Raw genomic sequence first — 16,041 nt, 5'->3', positions numbered from 1 at the left:
CTTGAGGTGCACCCCTAAAGTTGAACTCCAAAATTCAACTTTAGGGGTGCTTTTATATGTACAGAAAACATGCAATAGATTTTAAGCTGAAGATGATTCATGAATATTTAAAAGGGAATCTGGGTTACGATAAATTATCGGAAAAGTATAAAATAGATACTAAATTACTCAGAACGTGGATTAATCAATTTAACCAAAACGGTGTGCAAGGGATGACAGTTGGGATGACAAGGTCAACCTATTCGAAATCATTTAAACTCGATGTCCTCCAGTACCGTATAGAACACCAGTTATCATACAGGGAAACGGCAAATGCATTTAACATCCCCAATCCTTCACTGATTGCACAGTGGCAGAGCAAGTATAACCAATATGGTATTCTGGGTTTAGAAACCAAACCGAAAGGCAGGTCGTCTAAACCGATGAATCAGAAACAATCCAAGAAGAAACAAGATGAGAAGGCACCATTGAACGAAACGGAACGGGAAGAACTGGCGTGTTTAAGGGTAGAAAAACGTCAGTTGGAGGTCGCCATTGCCCTGGGAAAAAGTTACAATCCTTAGCTCGAGACAAACGAACAAAGAAATAGTTAGAGCGATAATAGAGTTAAGGGAAACCGGTCTCTATCAGCTTAAAGAGCTGCTTGAGGCCGCAAAGATCGCTAAAAGTGTATTTAAGTACTGGAATGATCGGTTGCCTGAGGAAGATCATAAAGAAACTGAAATCGTCCAATCCATCAAGGAAATTGTGACTGAAAGTAAGGAAAGATACGGCTACCGTCGGGTCTGTTTGGCCTTGAAAAATAGAGGGTTTGTCGTGAATCACAAGAAAGTACTGCGTTTGATGCGGAAATATCAATTGCTTTGCGTCAAATTTAAACATAGAAACCGTCAATATAAGTCATATAAAGGCAAAGTCGGTAAAGTGGCTAAGAACACACTGAGCCGCCGGTTTAAAACAGATCGCCCGTATCAAAAAGTATTGACGGATGTCACTCAATTCAACATTTCAGCCTCTGGAGAAAAGCTTTACTTGTCACCGTTCATGGATGCGTTCAGCGGAGAGATATGTACTTATAAAATCAGTCGTTCCCCGACGCTCGACATCGCAATCGATCCTTTAAAAGAATTGATTGAACACCGACCGGCATTGGACTATCGAATGACGCTCCACTCGGATCAGGGCTGGCACTATCAGCATAAAAAGTGGGTCAAATACCTTAAGCGGAATAAGACCTTCCAAAGTATGTCCAGAAAAGGAAATTGTCTGGATAATTCACCGATGGAGAACTTCTTTGGGCTGCTTAAACAGGAAATGTTTTATGGCGAACAGTTCACGACCTATACAGAACTGGCGTCTGCGATTCATCAATATATCGATTTTTATAACCATGATAGAATTAAAACAAAATTAAAAGGCATGTCTCCTGTGAATTACAGAAGACATACCTTTAATAAAATGGCTTAACCAAAAGTTCAACTTTTAGGGTTCACTTCATCTCCGTTTCCAGGTTATTTACGTGCATCATATACCGCTCGCTTCTCTTTCCGTGTCCCTGATCCGCTCAATCGACTCCTTGGCGAGGCCGATGACGACCATGTCGTCCATCGGCGGGTTGTGGAGTCCTGCCCGGACGTTCCGGTAGTGCCGCTGAAGTTCATTGTCTGCAGAGAGGCTTTTCGCTCCGACGACTCTCATGGATAGATCGACGGCTTCGACCGCCTTATTGACGATGGATGTCTTGACGGCACCGAGTTCGCCGCCCATCTGCTGCCTTGCATCTTCGTCACTTTCGTCCCATTTCCTTGCTACGGAGTAAAGGAAGTGTTCCGCCTCGAGGAGCATCAGTTCGATGCGTCCGAGCTTTTCCTGTACATTGGGCAGTTCGGAAATGGTCCCTTTGATGCTGTTGGGGGAATAGACTGATGCAAACCTCACAGCAGCTTCCTGTGCTGCGCGTGCAATGCCGAGGTAGCATACCGGTATGTGCAGCAGCCACCCCGCCGGTGATTTCCTACCGGGTGTCCTGAAGGAGACGAGGTCTTCTTCCTCCACCTCGACATCATCCATTATGAAATCATGGCTGCCGGAGGCCCGCATGGCGACTGAGTTCCATGTTTCATCGACATGTACGCCTTTGAGATCGGTATCCACGACGAAATTTCCGACTTCACCCGTCTCTTCGATGGTGGCACTGACGACAGCGTATTTAAGGATGGGGGACAGTGTGGCAAATGTCTTTTTGCCATTGAGGATATATTTGCCGCCATCCTTCCGGGCGGACGTTTCAGGTCTGCCCCCCCTGGTCGGGCTCCCTGTTGCGGGTTCCGTCGCAAGATTATTGATGAGTGCCCCGTTTTCAATCACATCCTCCGCAACTTTCCGGTATTTTTCCTCATCCCAGGACTTTTTCTCTCCAAGGTCCATGATGATGCCCATATGCCAGCCGATCGACAGGGCAGTCGCCCCGTCATACTTGGCGATGATCTCCTGATGTTTCAGCATTTCCCATAAAGAGATGCCGCCACCGCCGTACTCTTTCGGGATGGTCACCTGCGGATAGCCGATTTTCTTCAAGGCTTCGAAATTCTCGAAGGGGAAGGTGACATTCTCATCATGCTCCCTCGAAGTATCACTGAATCTGCTGGCTGTCTCCTCCATGAGTTCCAGCCGTTCTTTCATATCAATTTCCTGTAATGTACCCACATTATGACTCCTCTCAAAAAACCCACAATTATACTATGAATTATTCTATTATTACATTATTCGACATATGATTTCAATAGACGGGGCTTGATCAATCCCTACTTGACAAGTAGGTTATAGCGTTTATAATGAAGCGTATATTTAAATTGTTCAGAATACATATACAGCGGGTGACATTATGCTTAGTTTAAGAAATCTGAAATTGTCATTTGATGGCAGTCAGGTACTGGATGATATCAATCTTGATGTGAAAAAGGGTGAAGTCGTTACACTGATCGGCCCCAGCGGCACAGGGAAAACGAGTCTGCTCCGGTGCATCAACCTTCTTGAAAGGCCGGACAGCGGATTTATCTCCCTTGGTGGCCTGGACTATGATTACAGCAGGATCAGTAAAAAGGAGGCGCTGAACCTCAGAAGGAAAACAGCGATGGTATTCCAGCAATACAACCTTTTTAAAAATAAGACGGCGATTGAAAACGTGATGGATGCCCAGATGGTTGTGCAGAAAAAATCCAGGAAGGAAGCCTATGAAAAAAGCATGCAAGAATTGAAGAGGGTGGGACTCGAAGCAAAAGTGGATGCGTATCCCAGCCAGCTGTCCGGTGGACAGCAGCAGCGTGTCAGCATTGCCAGGGCGCTTGCAGTGGAACCTGAAGTCATACTTTTTGATGAACCGACTTCAGCGCTGGACCCTGAACTGGTCGGCGAAGTGTTGAAATCCATCGAGGAAGTGGCGAAATCAGGCATGACCATAATGCTGGTGACGCATGAAATGTCGTTTGCACGGGATATATCAGACAAGATTGTGTTCATGGATAAGGGCCGGATTGCTGAATCGGGCACCCCGGAAGAAATCTTCAGTCAATCGACTAACACCAGGACACAGCAGTTTTTGAATAAATTCTATACAGCAGTTCATTAAGGACGGGAGAATAGATGATGAAAAAATTATTATTGTTTACAGTATTCGCAGGAGCCGCTCTTGCCGGCTGCGGCAGTGGGGCTGAAGAAAATGCCACAGCCGACGAAAATGGAACAAGAACAGTGGAAGTGGCTGTGCCTTCGTCATCGAAACCACTCAGCTATACGGGTGAAGACGGTGAACTGACCGGCTATGAAGTTGAAATCTTAAAAGAAGTCGACGAGAAGCTGGAAGACTATGAATTCAATATACAGGGCACGAGTGACAGTGCAGCAGAAATCGGTCTGGATACCGGGCAATATGACATGATTGCACAGGGGCTGATCCTGTCTGAAGAGCGTGAAGACAGTTATCTGATTCCATCTGAACATAACGGCTTCAGCCTTATGAAAATCTATGCGACCGGTAACATGGACGGTGAGATTGAAACACTTGATGATCTTGCAGGGAAAAAAGTGGCACCTGTGACACCGACGGGAGGGGTCTTCAACTTGTTGACAGCCTACAACGAGGCGCATCCGGATAATCAGATTGATTTCGAAACGTCCGACGGCGGCATTCCGACTTCCGACCGGCTGAAGGAAGTCGATACGGGTACATATGATGCATTCGTCAATCCTTCCAACCTCGGGCAGGGTGAAATTATCGAGGAGGGTGGACTGGACATACATATAACCGAACCCGTTGAAGTGAATCCGACCTATTTCATGATTCACGATTCCGATGAAAATGCCGAACTGAACGAACAGGTCGGGGAAGCTCTGGCGGAACTGAAAGGTGATGGGATATTGTCCGATATTTCCAATGAGTTTTACGGAGAGGACATCTTCCAGTACGAATAATTTATGGACGGCGCATGGATAGGAGGGTGAATAGTGGATCTTCAATATATGATCGGAATCCTGCCGGAATTTCTATCGGTCATCCCGGTGACACTGCTCATCGTAGTGGTCTCAGCAGTTGCCGGATTTTTATTGAGCATATTTGTGGCGGCAGTGAGGATAAAGAAAGTGCCCGTGCTTAATTTCATGACCGACCTGTATATATCGTTTACAAGAAGCATCCCCATTCTGCTGCAGCTGTTCCTGTTCTTTTTCGGGATTCCGGTGTTCCTCCAGATGCTTGGATTCAATGTAAGCAATATAAGTGCGGTGACGGCTGCAATCGTCTGCCTGATAATATATAACGGCGCATATATGTCGGAAGTGATCAGGCCGGCATACATGGCAATAGAAAAAGGTCAGCATGAAGCGGCGGACAGCCTTGGATACAATGGACTTCAGAAATTCACGAGAATAATCCTTCCGCAGATGACGCCCATTGCTCTGCCGGGTCTGGGTAACGCACTCATCCATCTGATCCATGACAGTTCCCTTGTGTTCGCCATCGGTGTCGTGGACATCATGGGACTTGCAACTATCATCAGTTCCGGGTCATTCGGCATGCAGCAGGTGGAGGTCTTTCTGACAGTGGCATTCGTCTATTGGGGCATATCATTCGCATCAGAGCAGCTCATCAGATATTTGGAAAGAAGGAAGAGGCGAGTGCTCAGAAGGACAGGTTATGATATGACGAGGGAGGCAGGATACAATGTTTGATATCATGACAGTCTTTGAAAGTCTGATTGAAATCATCAGGGTCGTACCCAAAACACTGCTTCTGGCATTGATCATTCTCCTATTGTCATTCATGCTGGGTGCTGTACTCACTTATATCCAGAGCCTGAACATCCCTGTCATCAAACAGATCCTCGATGTGCTGCAGTCATTCCTGAGAGGAACGCCGAATGTGGTGCTTCTATATCTGGTGTATTATTCGCTGCCGCTTGCCATTTCATATTTCCTGTCTTTATTCGGAGTGCCTTTCGACCCGGCATCTCTGAACTCCGCCGCTGTCGTCATCGTGACCTTCAGCATCTGCTATTCAGTATTCCAATCGGAGATTATCAGAGGTGCCCTGCACTCGCTGGATAAAGACCAGATAGAAGCGGCACAGTCGCTCGGATACAGTACGACACAGACCTTGAGGAAAGTCATCGTGCCGCAGGTGATGACAGAGGCCTTGCCCGACACCATGAACGCATTTCTGATCATCATCAAAGCATTGTCACTTGCATTCCTGGTGACCGTGGTCGACATCTTCGCCCAGGCAAGGCTCGTCGGGGCGCAGACATTCAGCTATCTGGAAGCCTTTGTCGCCGCCGCACTCGTGTACTGGGCAATCTGCGGACTGCTGACTTATCTGATGAACAAAGTGGAGAACAGAATGAGAAGAGGATATGTGTAGGAACATGATTGGAAAACCCGGGACTTGATCCCGGGTTTTTTCGTGTCTTTTGGAAGCCGTGTAATAATAATTGAATTATAAACATCTTCAGCTGATACCAACTCGTCCCTATTGAGTTTTCCGTATGATTTCACAGTAACATTCCGCTGGAACAGTGTTTGAACACTAATCTGTAAAACATCGATAGTTGATGGTTAAAGAACAAGGGTGCCGAACATCTTCAGCATCCCAAAGTTCGTCTTTAAATTGTATGAAATGGAGGTGCCATGAGATTGCTTTGGTACTTCCCCTGGATTTTAATTACTCTTTTCATAATAAGTGCCGCCAGATATAGCCCACTCCAATTACATATTTACAGTTACGTTAATTTCTTCACTCTTTTCACCCATCATCCGATTCCGCTTCCCGCTCGATCTGGCGTATCGTTTCCCTGCGCTGCTGCTGCCGATAGCCATATGTGCTGTTTAGCAGGATGTCTTCTTTATCAAATGCAGTACCGAGGGCACCGATTATGATGGAGAGGCTTGTTCCTATCCAAGTGGTGAAGAGGTAATCGGTGAGATGTGCGGACTGCCCGGATATATTTGACGCTACCTGGGTGGGAGGTATGAGCAATAGTGCGATTGTTGTAAACATGATGAAGAGCAGCACATAGTACATCAGTACCGTCAGAAGCAGTGTGGAAAATGTCGCTGTGTTATACAGTCTGCGGATGAACGGCTGATCTTCATCCATACTCTTTTCCCAGAGGTTGTTGGAAATGATGATCCAGGCAACAAGGGCCGTAATAGAAACCATTGTCATCAGCGCAGCACGGCCGATGCTGTAGTTGGTACTGATTTCCCAGAGTGTGGGGAACACAAGAGCATATGAGCCGGTGGTGAAGGCGATGATGATGATTTTAAGAAACGCCCTGAAAAGCTTCAATGGACGATTCGCATTGACCATTCCGGAAATGATCCGGATGTACCCGCTGATGTGTGACTTCACGGTGAAGCGCGCGTGGAGCTCTGTATCCCGGTCCTCAGGAGTTTCACGGCTCAGCGGGAAAAGTATTTCAAAGGGTCTTTTGCCGATGAGACGTCTGGAGTTCTTGTTTTTCAGCCTGTCATACCGATCCTCTTTCGAGCGTATTTTCTCTTCCGCTTCCTCACGGTCTGTTTCTGAGCTCCCGAAATACATCTCGTTCATCAGCTGCAGTATGGATTCACGCACCCGCTTGTACATTGGCGCCAGCCCAAACCCGGGCAGACTGATGAATGCAACATTATCCTCGCTCCTTACCTCGGCAGTGACTGGTTTTCTATTGTGGAATAGGGGAAGATCGGTCAGAGCGATGGCATAGTCCCACCCTTTCTCCGTCTTTTTATCATGCGTCCATTTCAACGCTTTGTCTGAACGGTTCGTAGCTCCTGTAAGACTGTCCACATAATATTCGATATCCCAGTCAATATGTTCATGGATATAATAATCCATGAGCTCAGGGAGTTCTTGCTTGAGTTTTTCTATGATTTCCTCTGCGTATCCTGGCGCTGTAATAAGGCCAAGCGTTCTGGCAGTCATGTTGAGCCCTCCCTGTGAAAAATATGATGTACTCCCCTCTATAACCTGTTACCCTCATTGTCATGCATTCTCTTCAATAATTTTAGAATATGAAAAAACTAACTGATGCCGCTTAACAGAAATTTCATTAGAAAAGTTGTACTGGTTAATTTAACAATATATGGTATAATTACATAAAAGTACATAGGTTACTAAAATATATTAGAGAGGGTTGTTTCATGAAAGAAAAATTGGGTGCCATAATCCGCTTTTGGAAAAGCAGATGGGGAAGAATAGCAGTTATTACATCAGGCATATTTATGATAATTCTAATTGTCAGCCTGTTGTTTAATATTTCAAATTCAAACCAATTGGCAACTGCCAAAAGTGAAACCTACAGTTTAGAGTCGGAAAATGGAAAAATTAAAGAGGAACTTGAAACTAACAAAACCGAATTGGAAAATGTACAGCAGGAACTGCAGGAAGTGGAAGAGGCTTTTGAATCTTATAAAGAAGAAATGAAACCTTATGAAGATATGGAAGAAGCGGAAGCTGAGAACAGAGAACATGAAGCTCAGCTGGAAAAAGAAGAAAGAGAAAAAGCCGAAGAGGAGAAAAAGGCGCAGGAGGAAGCTGAACGTAAGAAGGCAGAGGAAGAGGCTGCAAAGCAGAAAGAAAAGGAAGAAAAAGCCGAAGAGGAGAAAAAGGCGCAGGAGGAAGCTGAACGTAAGAAAGCAGAGGAAGAGGCTGCAAAGCAGAAAGAAAAAGAAGAAAAAGAAAAACTGGAACAGGGCTACGAAACGGGGATTTCCTATGAAGATCTGGCCAGAAATCCAGATGAATTCACAGGGGAAAAAGTCAAATTCAGCGGTAAAATCATACAGGTTATGGACGGTGATGATTACAGTCAAATGCGGCTTGCTGTGAATGATGACTATAATAAAGTTATATATATTGAGGTAGCCAAGGATTTAATGGAAGATGGTCGTATACTGGAAGATGACTATATAACAGTAATGGGTGTCTCGTTCGGTTTGCTTGATTATGAATCTACGCTGGGAGGCCAAATAACAGTGCCTGCGATTGTGGTGGATGATTTCGAGTTGCAGTAAAGTTGAACTTTCAAAGTATATGGGTGAAGCCTGAAAAGGTGTGCAGAATGCTCTGCACACCTTTTTTATATCAGTGTTTCTTCAAATATTCATTGATTTCCCGCTGGAAAATCTGCTAGCTGCAGGCATCCTGTTGATGTAATCAGGTCCCGGTGCTGAGGTACCATGCCCGCAACCACCTGTGAATGTGCTGCGTATAATAATAGTGGATGAGTTTCCAACCATCATTTGAAAGCGTTTTAGTATATATCATCTTAAAAAAGAAAGAATTTTCATATAATTTATAGGTATCAAAGTTCTGCGCTGCTGAATATACTGTATTCATAACCTATCAAATCAATCGAAGTCATTTGATAGCGCTTACAGATATGGAAAGGGGAATCGTAAGTCATGAAAGAAACGGATGTGCTTCAAAAACCAGTAGAACGTGAAGAGTTGTTAAGAAGGGCGAAGGAGCTTGGGGAACTCGCAGAAAAGCACTCATTGCAGGCGGACAAGGATGGGAAATTGCCGGATGAAGTGATTGAAAAGATGAAAGCGGCTGAATTCCATAAACTGCACAGACCTAAAGCATTCGGAGGTCAGGATCTTGACTTCAAAACTTTCGGGGATATCATTCGGACTGTTGCATATCACAGCGTACCTGCAGCCTGGATCACTTATTTTGGAATAATTCATGAGACGTGGCCGGCATTCCTGCCAAAAGAAGGCCGTGAAGATCTTTTCGGAGACGGTGAACTGATGGCGGATGTCTTTGCGCCGGTCGGTGAAGTGGAAGATGCAGATGACGATGATGGATACATCGTCAGCGGTACCTGGAACTTCTGCAGCGGGGTCCTTTGGTGTGACTGGATTGCCCTCGGTGCCATCCATAAGATGCGCGATGGGGAAGAGCCTGAACTGAGCCTGTTCATTGTTCATAAGGATGATGCGGAAATCATCAAAAACTGGGACACGATGGGGCTGAGGGGTACAGGCAGTAACGCGGTTAAACTGGACAGGGTCTATGTGCCGACGAAATATGTATTCCCGATCAGCAGGGTGGTACAGGGTGATGCGGCGCCGGACGGCAATTATGAAGAGGATTATCTGCTGTTCAATGTTCCTTACCTTGCATACTTCCTCTCCGGATTCGCACAGATTGCGATTGGTGGTCTGAACCGGCTGGTCGACGACTATACGGAAAAGACGAAAAGTCGTGTGAGGATCTACAACAACAAGAAGAACGAAAAGGACGGCAGCAGCGGCCAGCGTACACTGGGGGAAATCACAATGGAATACAATGCATTGAAGAATGTTGCTGATCAGATTCTAGAGAAACTGCAGGGGTATGCTGATAACGGTGTGAGGGTGCTGGAAGAGGAAGAGCGTGAAAAACTTTTCGCAATGCGGGGTTATGTTGCAAAGAATTCAGCAGAACTTGCGACACGCATCATCATCAACCTCGGCGGTAATGCACTGTACAGGGAAGGACAGTCCGAAAGGTTCGTGCGTGACCTGATTGCAGTTTCAGCCCATCCGACACATCTGTATGAAGATGCGATGGTCGGTTATGGAAAATCCATACTTGGATTCGACGGCCACCCAATGTGGTAGGATACACCGTTTGGGAAGATAGTCAAAAATATAGACCAAATCATATAAACAATTGGGGGAAAACAAAATGAAAAGAGAAGAACCGCTATTCGATGTAGGACAGCTTGCGCACCTTGAGATCTATAGCCCGAAACTTGAGGAATCCGTTGAATTCTTCAAAGAGATTCTGGGAATGTCGGAAGTTGAGCGCAAAGGGAAGTCTGTATACATGCGCGCGTATGAAGACCACTATCATAATACACTGATTATCACAGACCATCATGAAGCCGGGGTTGCGCATATCGGTCTCAGGGCCACATCCCAAAATGCCCTGAAACGCCGGGCGTCCGAGCTTGAAAAGAATGGTTTTGGCATCGGCTGGATCGACGGTGATGTGGGCCATGGTCCTGCATACCGATTCCGTACACCGGATGGCCATAATATGGAGGTATTCTATGAAGTTGAATATTACCAGGCGCCGGAAGACCAGAAAACTGCTCTTCTGAACCGTCCACAAAAGCGTCCGAATAAGGGTGTGCCGGTAAGGCGCCTGGATCACGTCAACCTGCTTGCCAGTAATGTGAGGAAGAATGCTGAGTTCCTGGATGACAACCTCGGTTTCAATGTCCGTGAGCGTATACTGGATGATGATAACGATGATATCGCTGTATGGACAAGTGTGAGCAATCTGGCGCACGATATTGCAATAATGGGTGATGCACTTGGTGAAAAAGGCCGTCTGCACCATATCTGCTACTGGTATGGCTACCCGCAACACCTGACGGATGTAGCGGATCTGCTCGTCGAAGGTGGATACGAAATCGAGGCGGGGCCATTGAAGCATGGTGTTTCTCAGGCTTCGTGCCTGTATGTATTCGAACCGGGCGGCAACCGTGTGGAACTGTTCGGAGATGCAGGATATCTTATCTTTGATCCGGACTGGAGAACTGTCGAGTGGAAAGGCGAAGATATCCAGCAGGCGATCATCTGGCATGGCGAGGAACTGCCGGCTGACTTCTTCAAGTATGGTACACCTGTCCGTGAAGAACAGGTGCCGCAAATTGCGGAACAGGCTCCGATTGAAGAAGAGACGGAAGAAGTCAGGGCTGAAAATGTAAAGGAAGCAAAGACGGAAGCATAAAATCGCCCTCTTTTAGAATGGGATACCGCAAGAAGAATAGAAGGAGGACTTCACTTGACAGCAACTGATAACAAAGAAATGATTGAAAAAAGCATGAAAGTCAATGGCATCGGGACCAATTATCTTGAGGCGGGCTCCGGCAAGGAAACCATGATTCTGATTCATGGTTCCGGTCCGGGAGTCTCCGCTTACGCCAACTGGCGTCTGGTAATTCCGCGCCTGAGTGAATCATTGCATGTTTTCGCGCCGGACGTCGTCGGCTTCGGAAAAACAGATAAGGTCGGCAAAGAGGAGTACACCCTGGATAAATGGGTCGATCATCTGATCGGCTTCATCGAGGAAGTCTCAGACGGCCCCGTATATCTCGTCGGAAATTCATTCGGCGGAGCAATGGCGCTCCATATCGCCCACAGGAGACCTGATCTCGTCAACAAACTGATACTCATGGGAACCGTTGGTGTTGAGCATAAGCTTTCATATGGACTTGACAGAGTGTGGGGGTATGATCCGGGCATTGAAAACATGAGGGAACTGATTCAGCTCTTCTCACATGATGAAGGGGCAGCGAAGAATGAAGAACTGGTCAGGCTGCGTTATGAAGCAAGCACAGAAACTGAATCAGAAGAGGCATTCCGTGCAATGTTCTATGATAACCGTCAGAAGCGTCTCGATGAGCTGGCACTGCCGGATGAAACACTCAAGAACATCGAAACGGAAACACTGCTCTTCCATGGTCTGGAGGATCAGGTCATTCCATTTGAAGAGACGAGCTACAAGCTGATGCAGCTTTTACCTCATGCCGAACTGCACCTGTTCAATGAATGCGGACATTGGACACAGATCGAAAAGACAAACCCGTTCATCGACCATATCCTTGCATTTATCGAATAATAAAATACAGCATATAAAAGATGATCATTTTCAATTTGAAAATGATCATCTTTTGCATTGTGGATTATAGATCATGCCTGCCCTTTGCTTTCAGAACATTCAAAGCCATGTAGACCGAGAACAGGCTCTTGGTATCGTCGAGTTCGACTCCAAGGAGGTCACTGACTTTGGTCAGCCTGTATCTCAGACCACTGATCGACATTGAAATCGCCTTTGCCGTTGCATTGATATTCATGCCGTTTTCAATATAATCTTTCAATGTCGATATCAGTTCCTGGCTTTTATCGTCCTGAAGGAGCTCCCCGAGCTGGTTCTCTACAAACCGGTCCAGTATCTGATTGTCCGATATTTGGAAAAGGATGCTCTCCACTCCAAGGTCATTATAATATAATATGTGTTTCTCATCGCTTTTGACGTTTAAAGCAGTCAAAGTCTCTCTGTAAAGATTGGGCAGTTCATTGATTGTGTCTGAAACAGAGCTTACTCCGACGAAAAACGTATGATTATTGAGGCGGGAACTGCAGTCTTTCAAAATCTTTTCGATAAATGCCCGTTGATCGGGATAGACGGCTTTGAGGCTTGAGTGATCGATGACTGTAATGATCTGTCCTGACTTTTGTGAAGCAAATCCATTGATCCTGCGTTCCTGCAGGAAAAAATTGATGAAGCGCAGGAATTTTTCATTCAGCTCCACTTCATAACTCAATTCATCCTCATCGATGGCGCGTTCAAAGGTGAGCATCAAATAGTCCGATTCCGGTTCAAATTCAAGATAGCTTGCCACTTTATATAGTTCTTCCTTATCCAATCTGTTATCCAGAATATCATTGAGGAATCCGCGTCTGATATTCTGTGATGTCTGAATTTTGATATTTTCATTCAGGAGGACGATTGAAGCTGTCAGGGAAGCCTGATCGATGACCATGAACTCCAAATCATTTGGCTGCATGCTTCCTCTATAGATGAACGAACAGTAGCCTTTTATTTTATTTTCGAAAAGTATGGGCGTTCTCAGCATGGCGGTGTCCTCGGAAATTTTGCAAAAGGAGGTCGTTTCAGTGTCGAACGAGCTCAAATCGAAATCGATTTCCACTTCTGCAGACTGTGCCATGATCCGGTGCTTGTCATTTTCGATGAAAGTTGGGAGACCGGTAGTGTCATACAGCAGATCAATGATCTTCTGTAATTCCTGTTTTGACAGAAGTTCCTCAATCAATTGCTTATGGACATCATGCGCTTTGTTCAGATAATCCCTTTCCTCCTTGAGTTTTGCTGTTACTGCATCCAGTTCTTCAATCATGCTGGAGGATTGGTAATATTTGTGTTCATCCCTGTCCTCCCCGCCCCATTTTTCAAGCGGCATACAGACGATTTCACAATGGTCATGGCCCATTGCTTCGCATTTGGTCTCCTTTACGAGTATCGTTCTCTGCAGGGCAGTGGAAAGATACCCACTGGCATATCCACATAAGGTATGGCAGACCGGTTTATCCGTAACCACGTTTTTCTGTTTATACTTCTCCACTTCGTATGATCTGTACCATAGAGCCTTGATGAAATCGGTGTGGCCCTCATCATCAAACTGTATATCATCGATAACGACTTTTTCGACGTGTCCATGCATCACATGGAATTTAGGGCCGGCTTCAACCAATTCGGTTTCATCCTGCCATTCAAAATTCCTGACTTTTTCTCCTTCGCTGACATCGGTATGCCAGCCATATCTTATGAACACCCCTTTGGAGCGTTCTTCCCCTATACTTGCAATCAATTCGCGCTTTAAATCTGACAGGGCAGGGACCGGTATGCTGACCATCCGGTCGTGGAACATCTTCATTGTCTGTTCCTTCGGCATCTCAAAGACATCGCGTAATCTGTTTTTCTTCGGTATCATACTCATCCCCATGCACTCCTTAGGTTTGAAATAGTCCATGAATCATCCGAAAATTCGGAAAAATAGCATATTTCATACTAATAATTATCATAATTTGCTATTTATCATAGGTTATAAATAACGCAGCCGGATGATAGCATTTAGTTAACCTATTCAGAAGTGCTTCAGTCACAGTACCTTAAACATCATTCATTTTGGCAGCGATTTCATTATAAGAGTTCAGCGCATTTTTTGCAAACAATTATCTGGAAATTCAGAATAATGGTGTTGGATTACATGATTGGCAGCACGGAAACTGAATGGATTCATATGACGTCCGGAAACCGGGCACTCAATAGTAAGGGGGAAATTATAATGGATGATCGTCAGTTCAGGAATGCAATGGGGAAATTCGCAACAGGCGTGAACGTTATCGCAGCAGAGGTGGAAGGTGAAGTGTATGGCATGACTGCCAATGCATTCATGTCGGTGTCACTGGACCCGAAGCTTATCGTCATTTCAATCGGGGACCAGGCGAAAATGCTGGACAGGATCCGTCAGAGCGGAAGGTTCTCGGTCAACGTCCTGTCCTGTGAGCAGCAGGAGGAATCCATGCGGTTTGCCGGACAGAAGGAGTTTGAAGATCAATTTGAATTCGACCGCCTGGGTGAGGCGCCGGTCATAAAAGATGCACTGTGCCAGCTGTCATGCGAAGTGTACAATGAGCACACGGAAGGGGATCATGTGCTGTTCATCGGCAAAGTGAACGATCTCGTACTGAAAGAGGGGGAGCCGCTCATCTTCAACTGCGGCAAGTACAGAAGGCTCGAAGCGCTGGAAGCAGTGGCGAAATAACGCCGGATATGCAGGAATTCCTCAAAGGGGAGGCGGATCAGATGGAAATCATTTATGTTGATGATATGAATTTGAAGGCATGGCAGCGTAAATCCAGTAAAAACGTGATGGCACTCGGTTTTTTTGACGGGGTGCACCGGGGACATCAGAAAGTGATCGCAGAGGCAAAGCGGCAAGCAGAAAAACATGATGCTTCACTTGATGTGATGAGTTTCTTCCCGCATCCGAAGACCGTCATTTCAAATGGAAAAAAGCGTGTCGACTATCTGATGCCGCTTGAGGAAAAGGCGCGTGTGCTTGAGAAGATGGGTGTCGACCGTTTCTATATCGTAAAGTTTACGAAGGCATTCGCTTCCATGGAACCTCATGAATATGTAGAAGAGTACCTGGAAAAGCTCGGGACCATCCAAGCGGTGGCTGGTTATGATTTCTCCTATGGGTTCAAAGGTGAGGGAAACATGGACAGGCTGGCGGCCGATTCAGGTTTCAGTATCGGAGCAACAAAGGTGGATAAAGTGACCCATATGGGCAGCAAGATAAGTTCCACCTGTATCAGGAGTGCGATTTTGGAAGGCAGAATTTCTGAGTTGAGGGAGCTTCTGGGCAGGAATTATTCAACAAAAGCCCGTGTGACGGATGGTTATCTGTCTTTGAATGATTACTACATGCTTCCGCAGGACGGAATATATAATGTGACGATTGAGGCGGGGTTCAAACGGTATGAAGCGCAGATATACGTAGATAACGATGCACAGAAGATTTCGTTTACGCAAAAGTGCCTGATGGATAAGATAAATAGGTTTGAGATTGCCATTACATGGGAGAGAAGGATAGCGTCCTATACCCTGTATCAGATGGTGGCACAATAGGAGGGGTATGTATGACCATTACTTGTGATCTTGGAGATTATATATACGATGCTGAAAAAAATATGAAACCTGTTGAACCATTCACAGAATGTTTTCCGGATATTTCTGTGGACGAGGCTTACGGGGCACAGCTCCAATATGTACAAAAGCGTATTGCGGACGGGGCTGTCGTGAAGGGTAAAAAAATCGGTCTTACAAGTAAAGCCATGCAGGAGATGCTGGGGGTGGACCGCCCCGATTACGGGCATATATTTGATGATATGATCCAT

Annotated in this window: 15 protein-coding genes and 1 pseudogene; 13 read left to right on the top strand and 3 right to left on the bottom strand. The window is 45.8% G+C overall.

Annotated elements, in window-relative coordinates; translation table 11 throughout:
• The first annotated feature begins 56 nt into the window (after positions 1 to 56).
• Positions 57 to 563, top strand: a complete 507-nt coding sequence (locus C792_RS0112520) for a helix-turn-helix domain-containing protein (protein WP_017549799.1) — start codon at positions 57 to 59, stop codon at positions 561 to 563.
• Positions 535 to 1,467 (top strand): IS3 family transposase, encoded by a 933-nt coding sequence (locus C792_RS0112515; protein WP_017549798.1) that lies wholly within the window; start codon positions 535 to 537, stop codon positions 1,465 to 1,467. The genes C792_RS0112520 and C792_RS0112515 overlap by 29 nt, the downstream gene beginning before the upstream one ends.
• Before the next feature lie 57 nt (positions 1,468 to 1,524).
• Here the strand turns inward: C792_RS0112515 and C792_RS14525 are convergent, their stop codons facing one another.
• The gene (locus C792_RS14525) at positions 1,525 to 2,706 is read right to left on the bottom strand and encodes an acyl-CoA dehydrogenase family protein (RefSeq protein ID WP_017549797.1); all 1,182 of its coding nucleotides are present in this window, start codon (positions 2,704 to 2,706) and stop codon (positions 1,525 to 1,527) included.
• 178 nt (positions 2,707 to 2,884) lie between these two features.
• Between C792_RS14525 and C792_RS0112505 the strand changes: the two genes are divergently transcribed.
• Genes C792_RS0112505 through C792_RS0112490 form a run of 4 tightly spaced genes read left to right on the top strand, consistent with a single transcriptional unit; the run spans position 2,885 to position 5,914 of the window.
• Positions 2,885 to 3,628, top strand: coding sequence for an amino acid ABC transporter ATP-binding protein (locus C792_RS0112505; protein WP_026090354.1), 744 nt, complete (start codon positions 2,885 to 2,887; stop codon positions 3,626 to 3,628).
• A 17-nt stretch (positions 3,629 to 3,645) separates the two neighbouring features.
• Positions 3,646 to 4,470, top strand: a complete 825-nt coding sequence (locus C792_RS0112500) for a transporter substrate-binding domain-containing protein (RefSeq protein WP_017549795.1) — start codon at positions 3,646 to 3,648, stop codon at positions 4,468 to 4,470.
• Positions 4,471 to 4,503: 33 nt separating this feature from the next.
• Complete coding sequence (locus tag C792_RS0112495) at positions 4,504 to 5,226, top strand: amino acid ABC transporter permease (RefSeq protein ID WP_017549794.1); 723 nt, start codon at positions 4,504 to 4,506, stop codon at positions 5,224 to 5,226.
• Entirely contained in the window at positions 5,219 to 5,914 is a 696-nt protein-coding gene (locus C792_RS0112490; RefSeq protein WP_017549793.1) for an amino acid ABC transporter permease, read from the top strand. The genes C792_RS0112495 and C792_RS0112490 overlap by 8 nt, the downstream gene beginning before the upstream one ends.
• A 381-nt stretch (positions 5,915 to 6,295) precedes the next feature.
• Here the strand turns inward: C792_RS0112490 and C792_RS0112485 are convergent, their stop codons facing one another.
• Complete coding sequence (locus C792_RS0112485) at positions 6,296 to 7,477, bottom strand: hypothetical protein (protein WP_017549792.1); 1,182 nt, start codon at positions 7,475 to 7,477, stop codon at positions 6,296 to 6,298.
• Positions 7,478 to 7,695: 218 nt separating this feature from the next.
• Here C792_RS0112485 and C792_RS0112480 point away from each other — a divergent pair, with 218 nt between their 5' ends.
• The 4 genes from C792_RS0112480 to C792_RS0112465 all read left to right on the top strand — a co-directional run bounded on the left by C792_RS0112480 (position 7,696) and on the right by C792_RS0112465 (position 12,175).
• Positions 7,696 to 8,568, top strand: coding sequence for a hypothetical protein (locus C792_RS0112480; RefSeq protein ID WP_017549791.1), 873 nt, complete (start codon positions 7,696 to 7,698; stop codon positions 8,566 to 8,568).
• 390 nt (positions 8,569 to 8,958) lie between these two features.
• The gene (locus C792_RS0112475; RefSeq protein ID WP_017549790.1) at positions 8,959 to 10,164 is read left to right on the top strand and encodes an acyl-CoA dehydrogenase family protein; all 1,206 of its coding nucleotides are present in this window, start codon (positions 8,959 to 8,961) and stop codon (positions 10,162 to 10,164) included.
• Positions 10,165 to 10,231: 67 nt separating this feature from the next.
• Positions 10,232 to 11,284 carry a catechol 2,3-dioxygenase gene (locus C792_RS0112470; protein ID WP_017549789.1) on the top strand — a complete coding sequence of 351 codons (1,053 nt, stop codon included), beginning with the start codon at positions 10,232 to 10,234 and terminating at the stop codon, positions 11,282 to 11,284.
• Positions 11,285 to 11,362: 78 nt separating this feature from the next.
• Complete coding sequence (locus tag C792_RS0112465) at positions 11,363 to 12,175, top strand: alpha/beta fold hydrolase (RefSeq protein ID WP_040608926.1); 813 nt, start codon at positions 11,363 to 11,365, stop codon at positions 12,173 to 12,175.
• Between the two features lie 64 nt (positions 12,176 to 12,239).
• Here C792_RS0112465 and C792_RS0112460 read toward each other — a convergent pair whose 3' ends face one another.
• Positions 12,240 to 14,075, bottom strand: coding sequence for a XylR N-terminal domain-containing protein (locus C792_RS0112460; protein WP_017549787.1), 1,836 nt, complete (start codon positions 14,073 to 14,075; stop codon positions 12,240 to 12,242).
• A 348-nt stretch (positions 14,076 to 14,423) separates the two neighbouring features.
• Between C792_RS0112460 and C792_RS0112455 the strand changes: the two genes are divergently transcribed.
• From C792_RS0112455 to C792_RS0112445, 3 genes and pseudogenes are all read left to right on the top strand, one after another.
• Complete coding sequence (locus tag C792_RS0112455) at positions 14,424 to 14,903, top strand: flavin reductase family protein (RefSeq protein ID WP_026090353.1); 480 nt, start codon at positions 14,424 to 14,426, stop codon at positions 14,901 to 14,903.
• A gap of 41 nt (positions 14,904 to 14,944) precedes the next feature.
• Positions 14,945 to 15,772, top strand: a complete 828-nt coding sequence (locus C792_RS0112450) for an FAD synthetase family protein (protein ID WP_040608908.1) — start codon at positions 14,945 to 14,947, stop codon at positions 15,770 to 15,772.
• An 11-nt stretch (positions 15,773 to 15,783) separates the two neighbouring features.
• A pseudogene (locus tag C792_RS0112445) lies at positions 15,784 to 16,041 on the top strand (2-keto-4-pentenoate hydratase); the annotation flags it as partial.

Source organism: Salinicoccus carnicancri Crm (assembly GCF_000330705.1).
GTDB classification, from domain to species: domain Bacteria; phylum Bacillota; class Bacilli; order Staphylococcales; family Salinicoccaceae; genus Salinicoccus; species Salinicoccus carnicancri.
Note: the sequence above shows the minus strand (reverse complement) of the source record. Positions and strands in the feature narration are given on the sequence as shown.

What these genes read in the sequence shown, in the direction of transcription:
- C792_RS0112485 (WP_017549792.1), bottom strand. Translation starts at nt 7,477, where the DNA reads ATGACTGCCAGAACGCTTGGCCTTATTACAGCGCCAGGATACGCAGAG.
- C792_RS0112475 (WP_017549790.1), top strand. Translation starts at nt 8,959, where the DNA reads ATGAAAGAAACGGATGTGCTTCAAAAACCAGTAGAACGTGAAGAGTTG.
- C792_RS0112465 (WP_040608926.1), top strand. Translation starts at nt 11,363, where the DNA reads ATGATTGAAAAAAGCATGAAAGTCAATGGCATCGGGACCAATTATCTT.
- C792_RS0112480 (WP_017549791.1), top strand. Translation starts at nt 7,696, where the DNA reads ATGAAAGAAAAATTGGGTGCCATAATCCGCTTTTGGAAAAGCAGATGG.
- C792_RS0112470 (WP_017549789.1), top strand. Translation starts at nt 10,232, where the DNA reads ATGAAAAGAGAAGAACCGCTATTCGATGTAGGACAGCTTGCGCACCTT.
- C792_RS0112505 (WP_026090354.1), top strand. Translation starts at nt 2,885, where the DNA reads ATGCTTAGTTTAAGAAATCTGAAATTGTCATTTGATGGCAGTCAGGTA.
- C792_RS0112460 (WP_017549787.1), bottom strand. Translation starts at nt 14,075, where the DNA reads ATGAGTATGATACCGAAGAAAAACAGATTACGCGATGTCTTTGAGATG.
- C792_RS0112520 (WP_017549799.1), top strand. Translation starts at nt 57, where the DNA reads ATGTACAGAAAACATGCAATAGATTTTAAGCTGAAGATGATTCATGAA.
- C792_RS0112500 (WP_017549795.1), top strand. Translation starts at nt 3,646, where the DNA reads ATGAAAAAATTATTATTGTTTACAGTATTCGCAGGAGCCGCTCTTGCC.
- C792_RS0112455 (WP_026090353.1), top strand. Translation starts at nt 14,424, where the DNA reads ATGGATGATCGTCAGTTCAGGAATGCAATGGGGAAATTCGCAACAGGC.
- C792_RS0112450 (WP_040608908.1), top strand. Translation starts at nt 14,945, where the DNA reads ATGGAAATCATTTATGTTGATGATATGAATTTGAAGGCATGGCAGCGT.
- C792_RS0112490 (WP_017549793.1), top strand. Translation starts at nt 5,219, where the DNA reads ATGTTTGATATCATGACAGTCTTTGAAAGTCTGATTGAAATCATCAGG.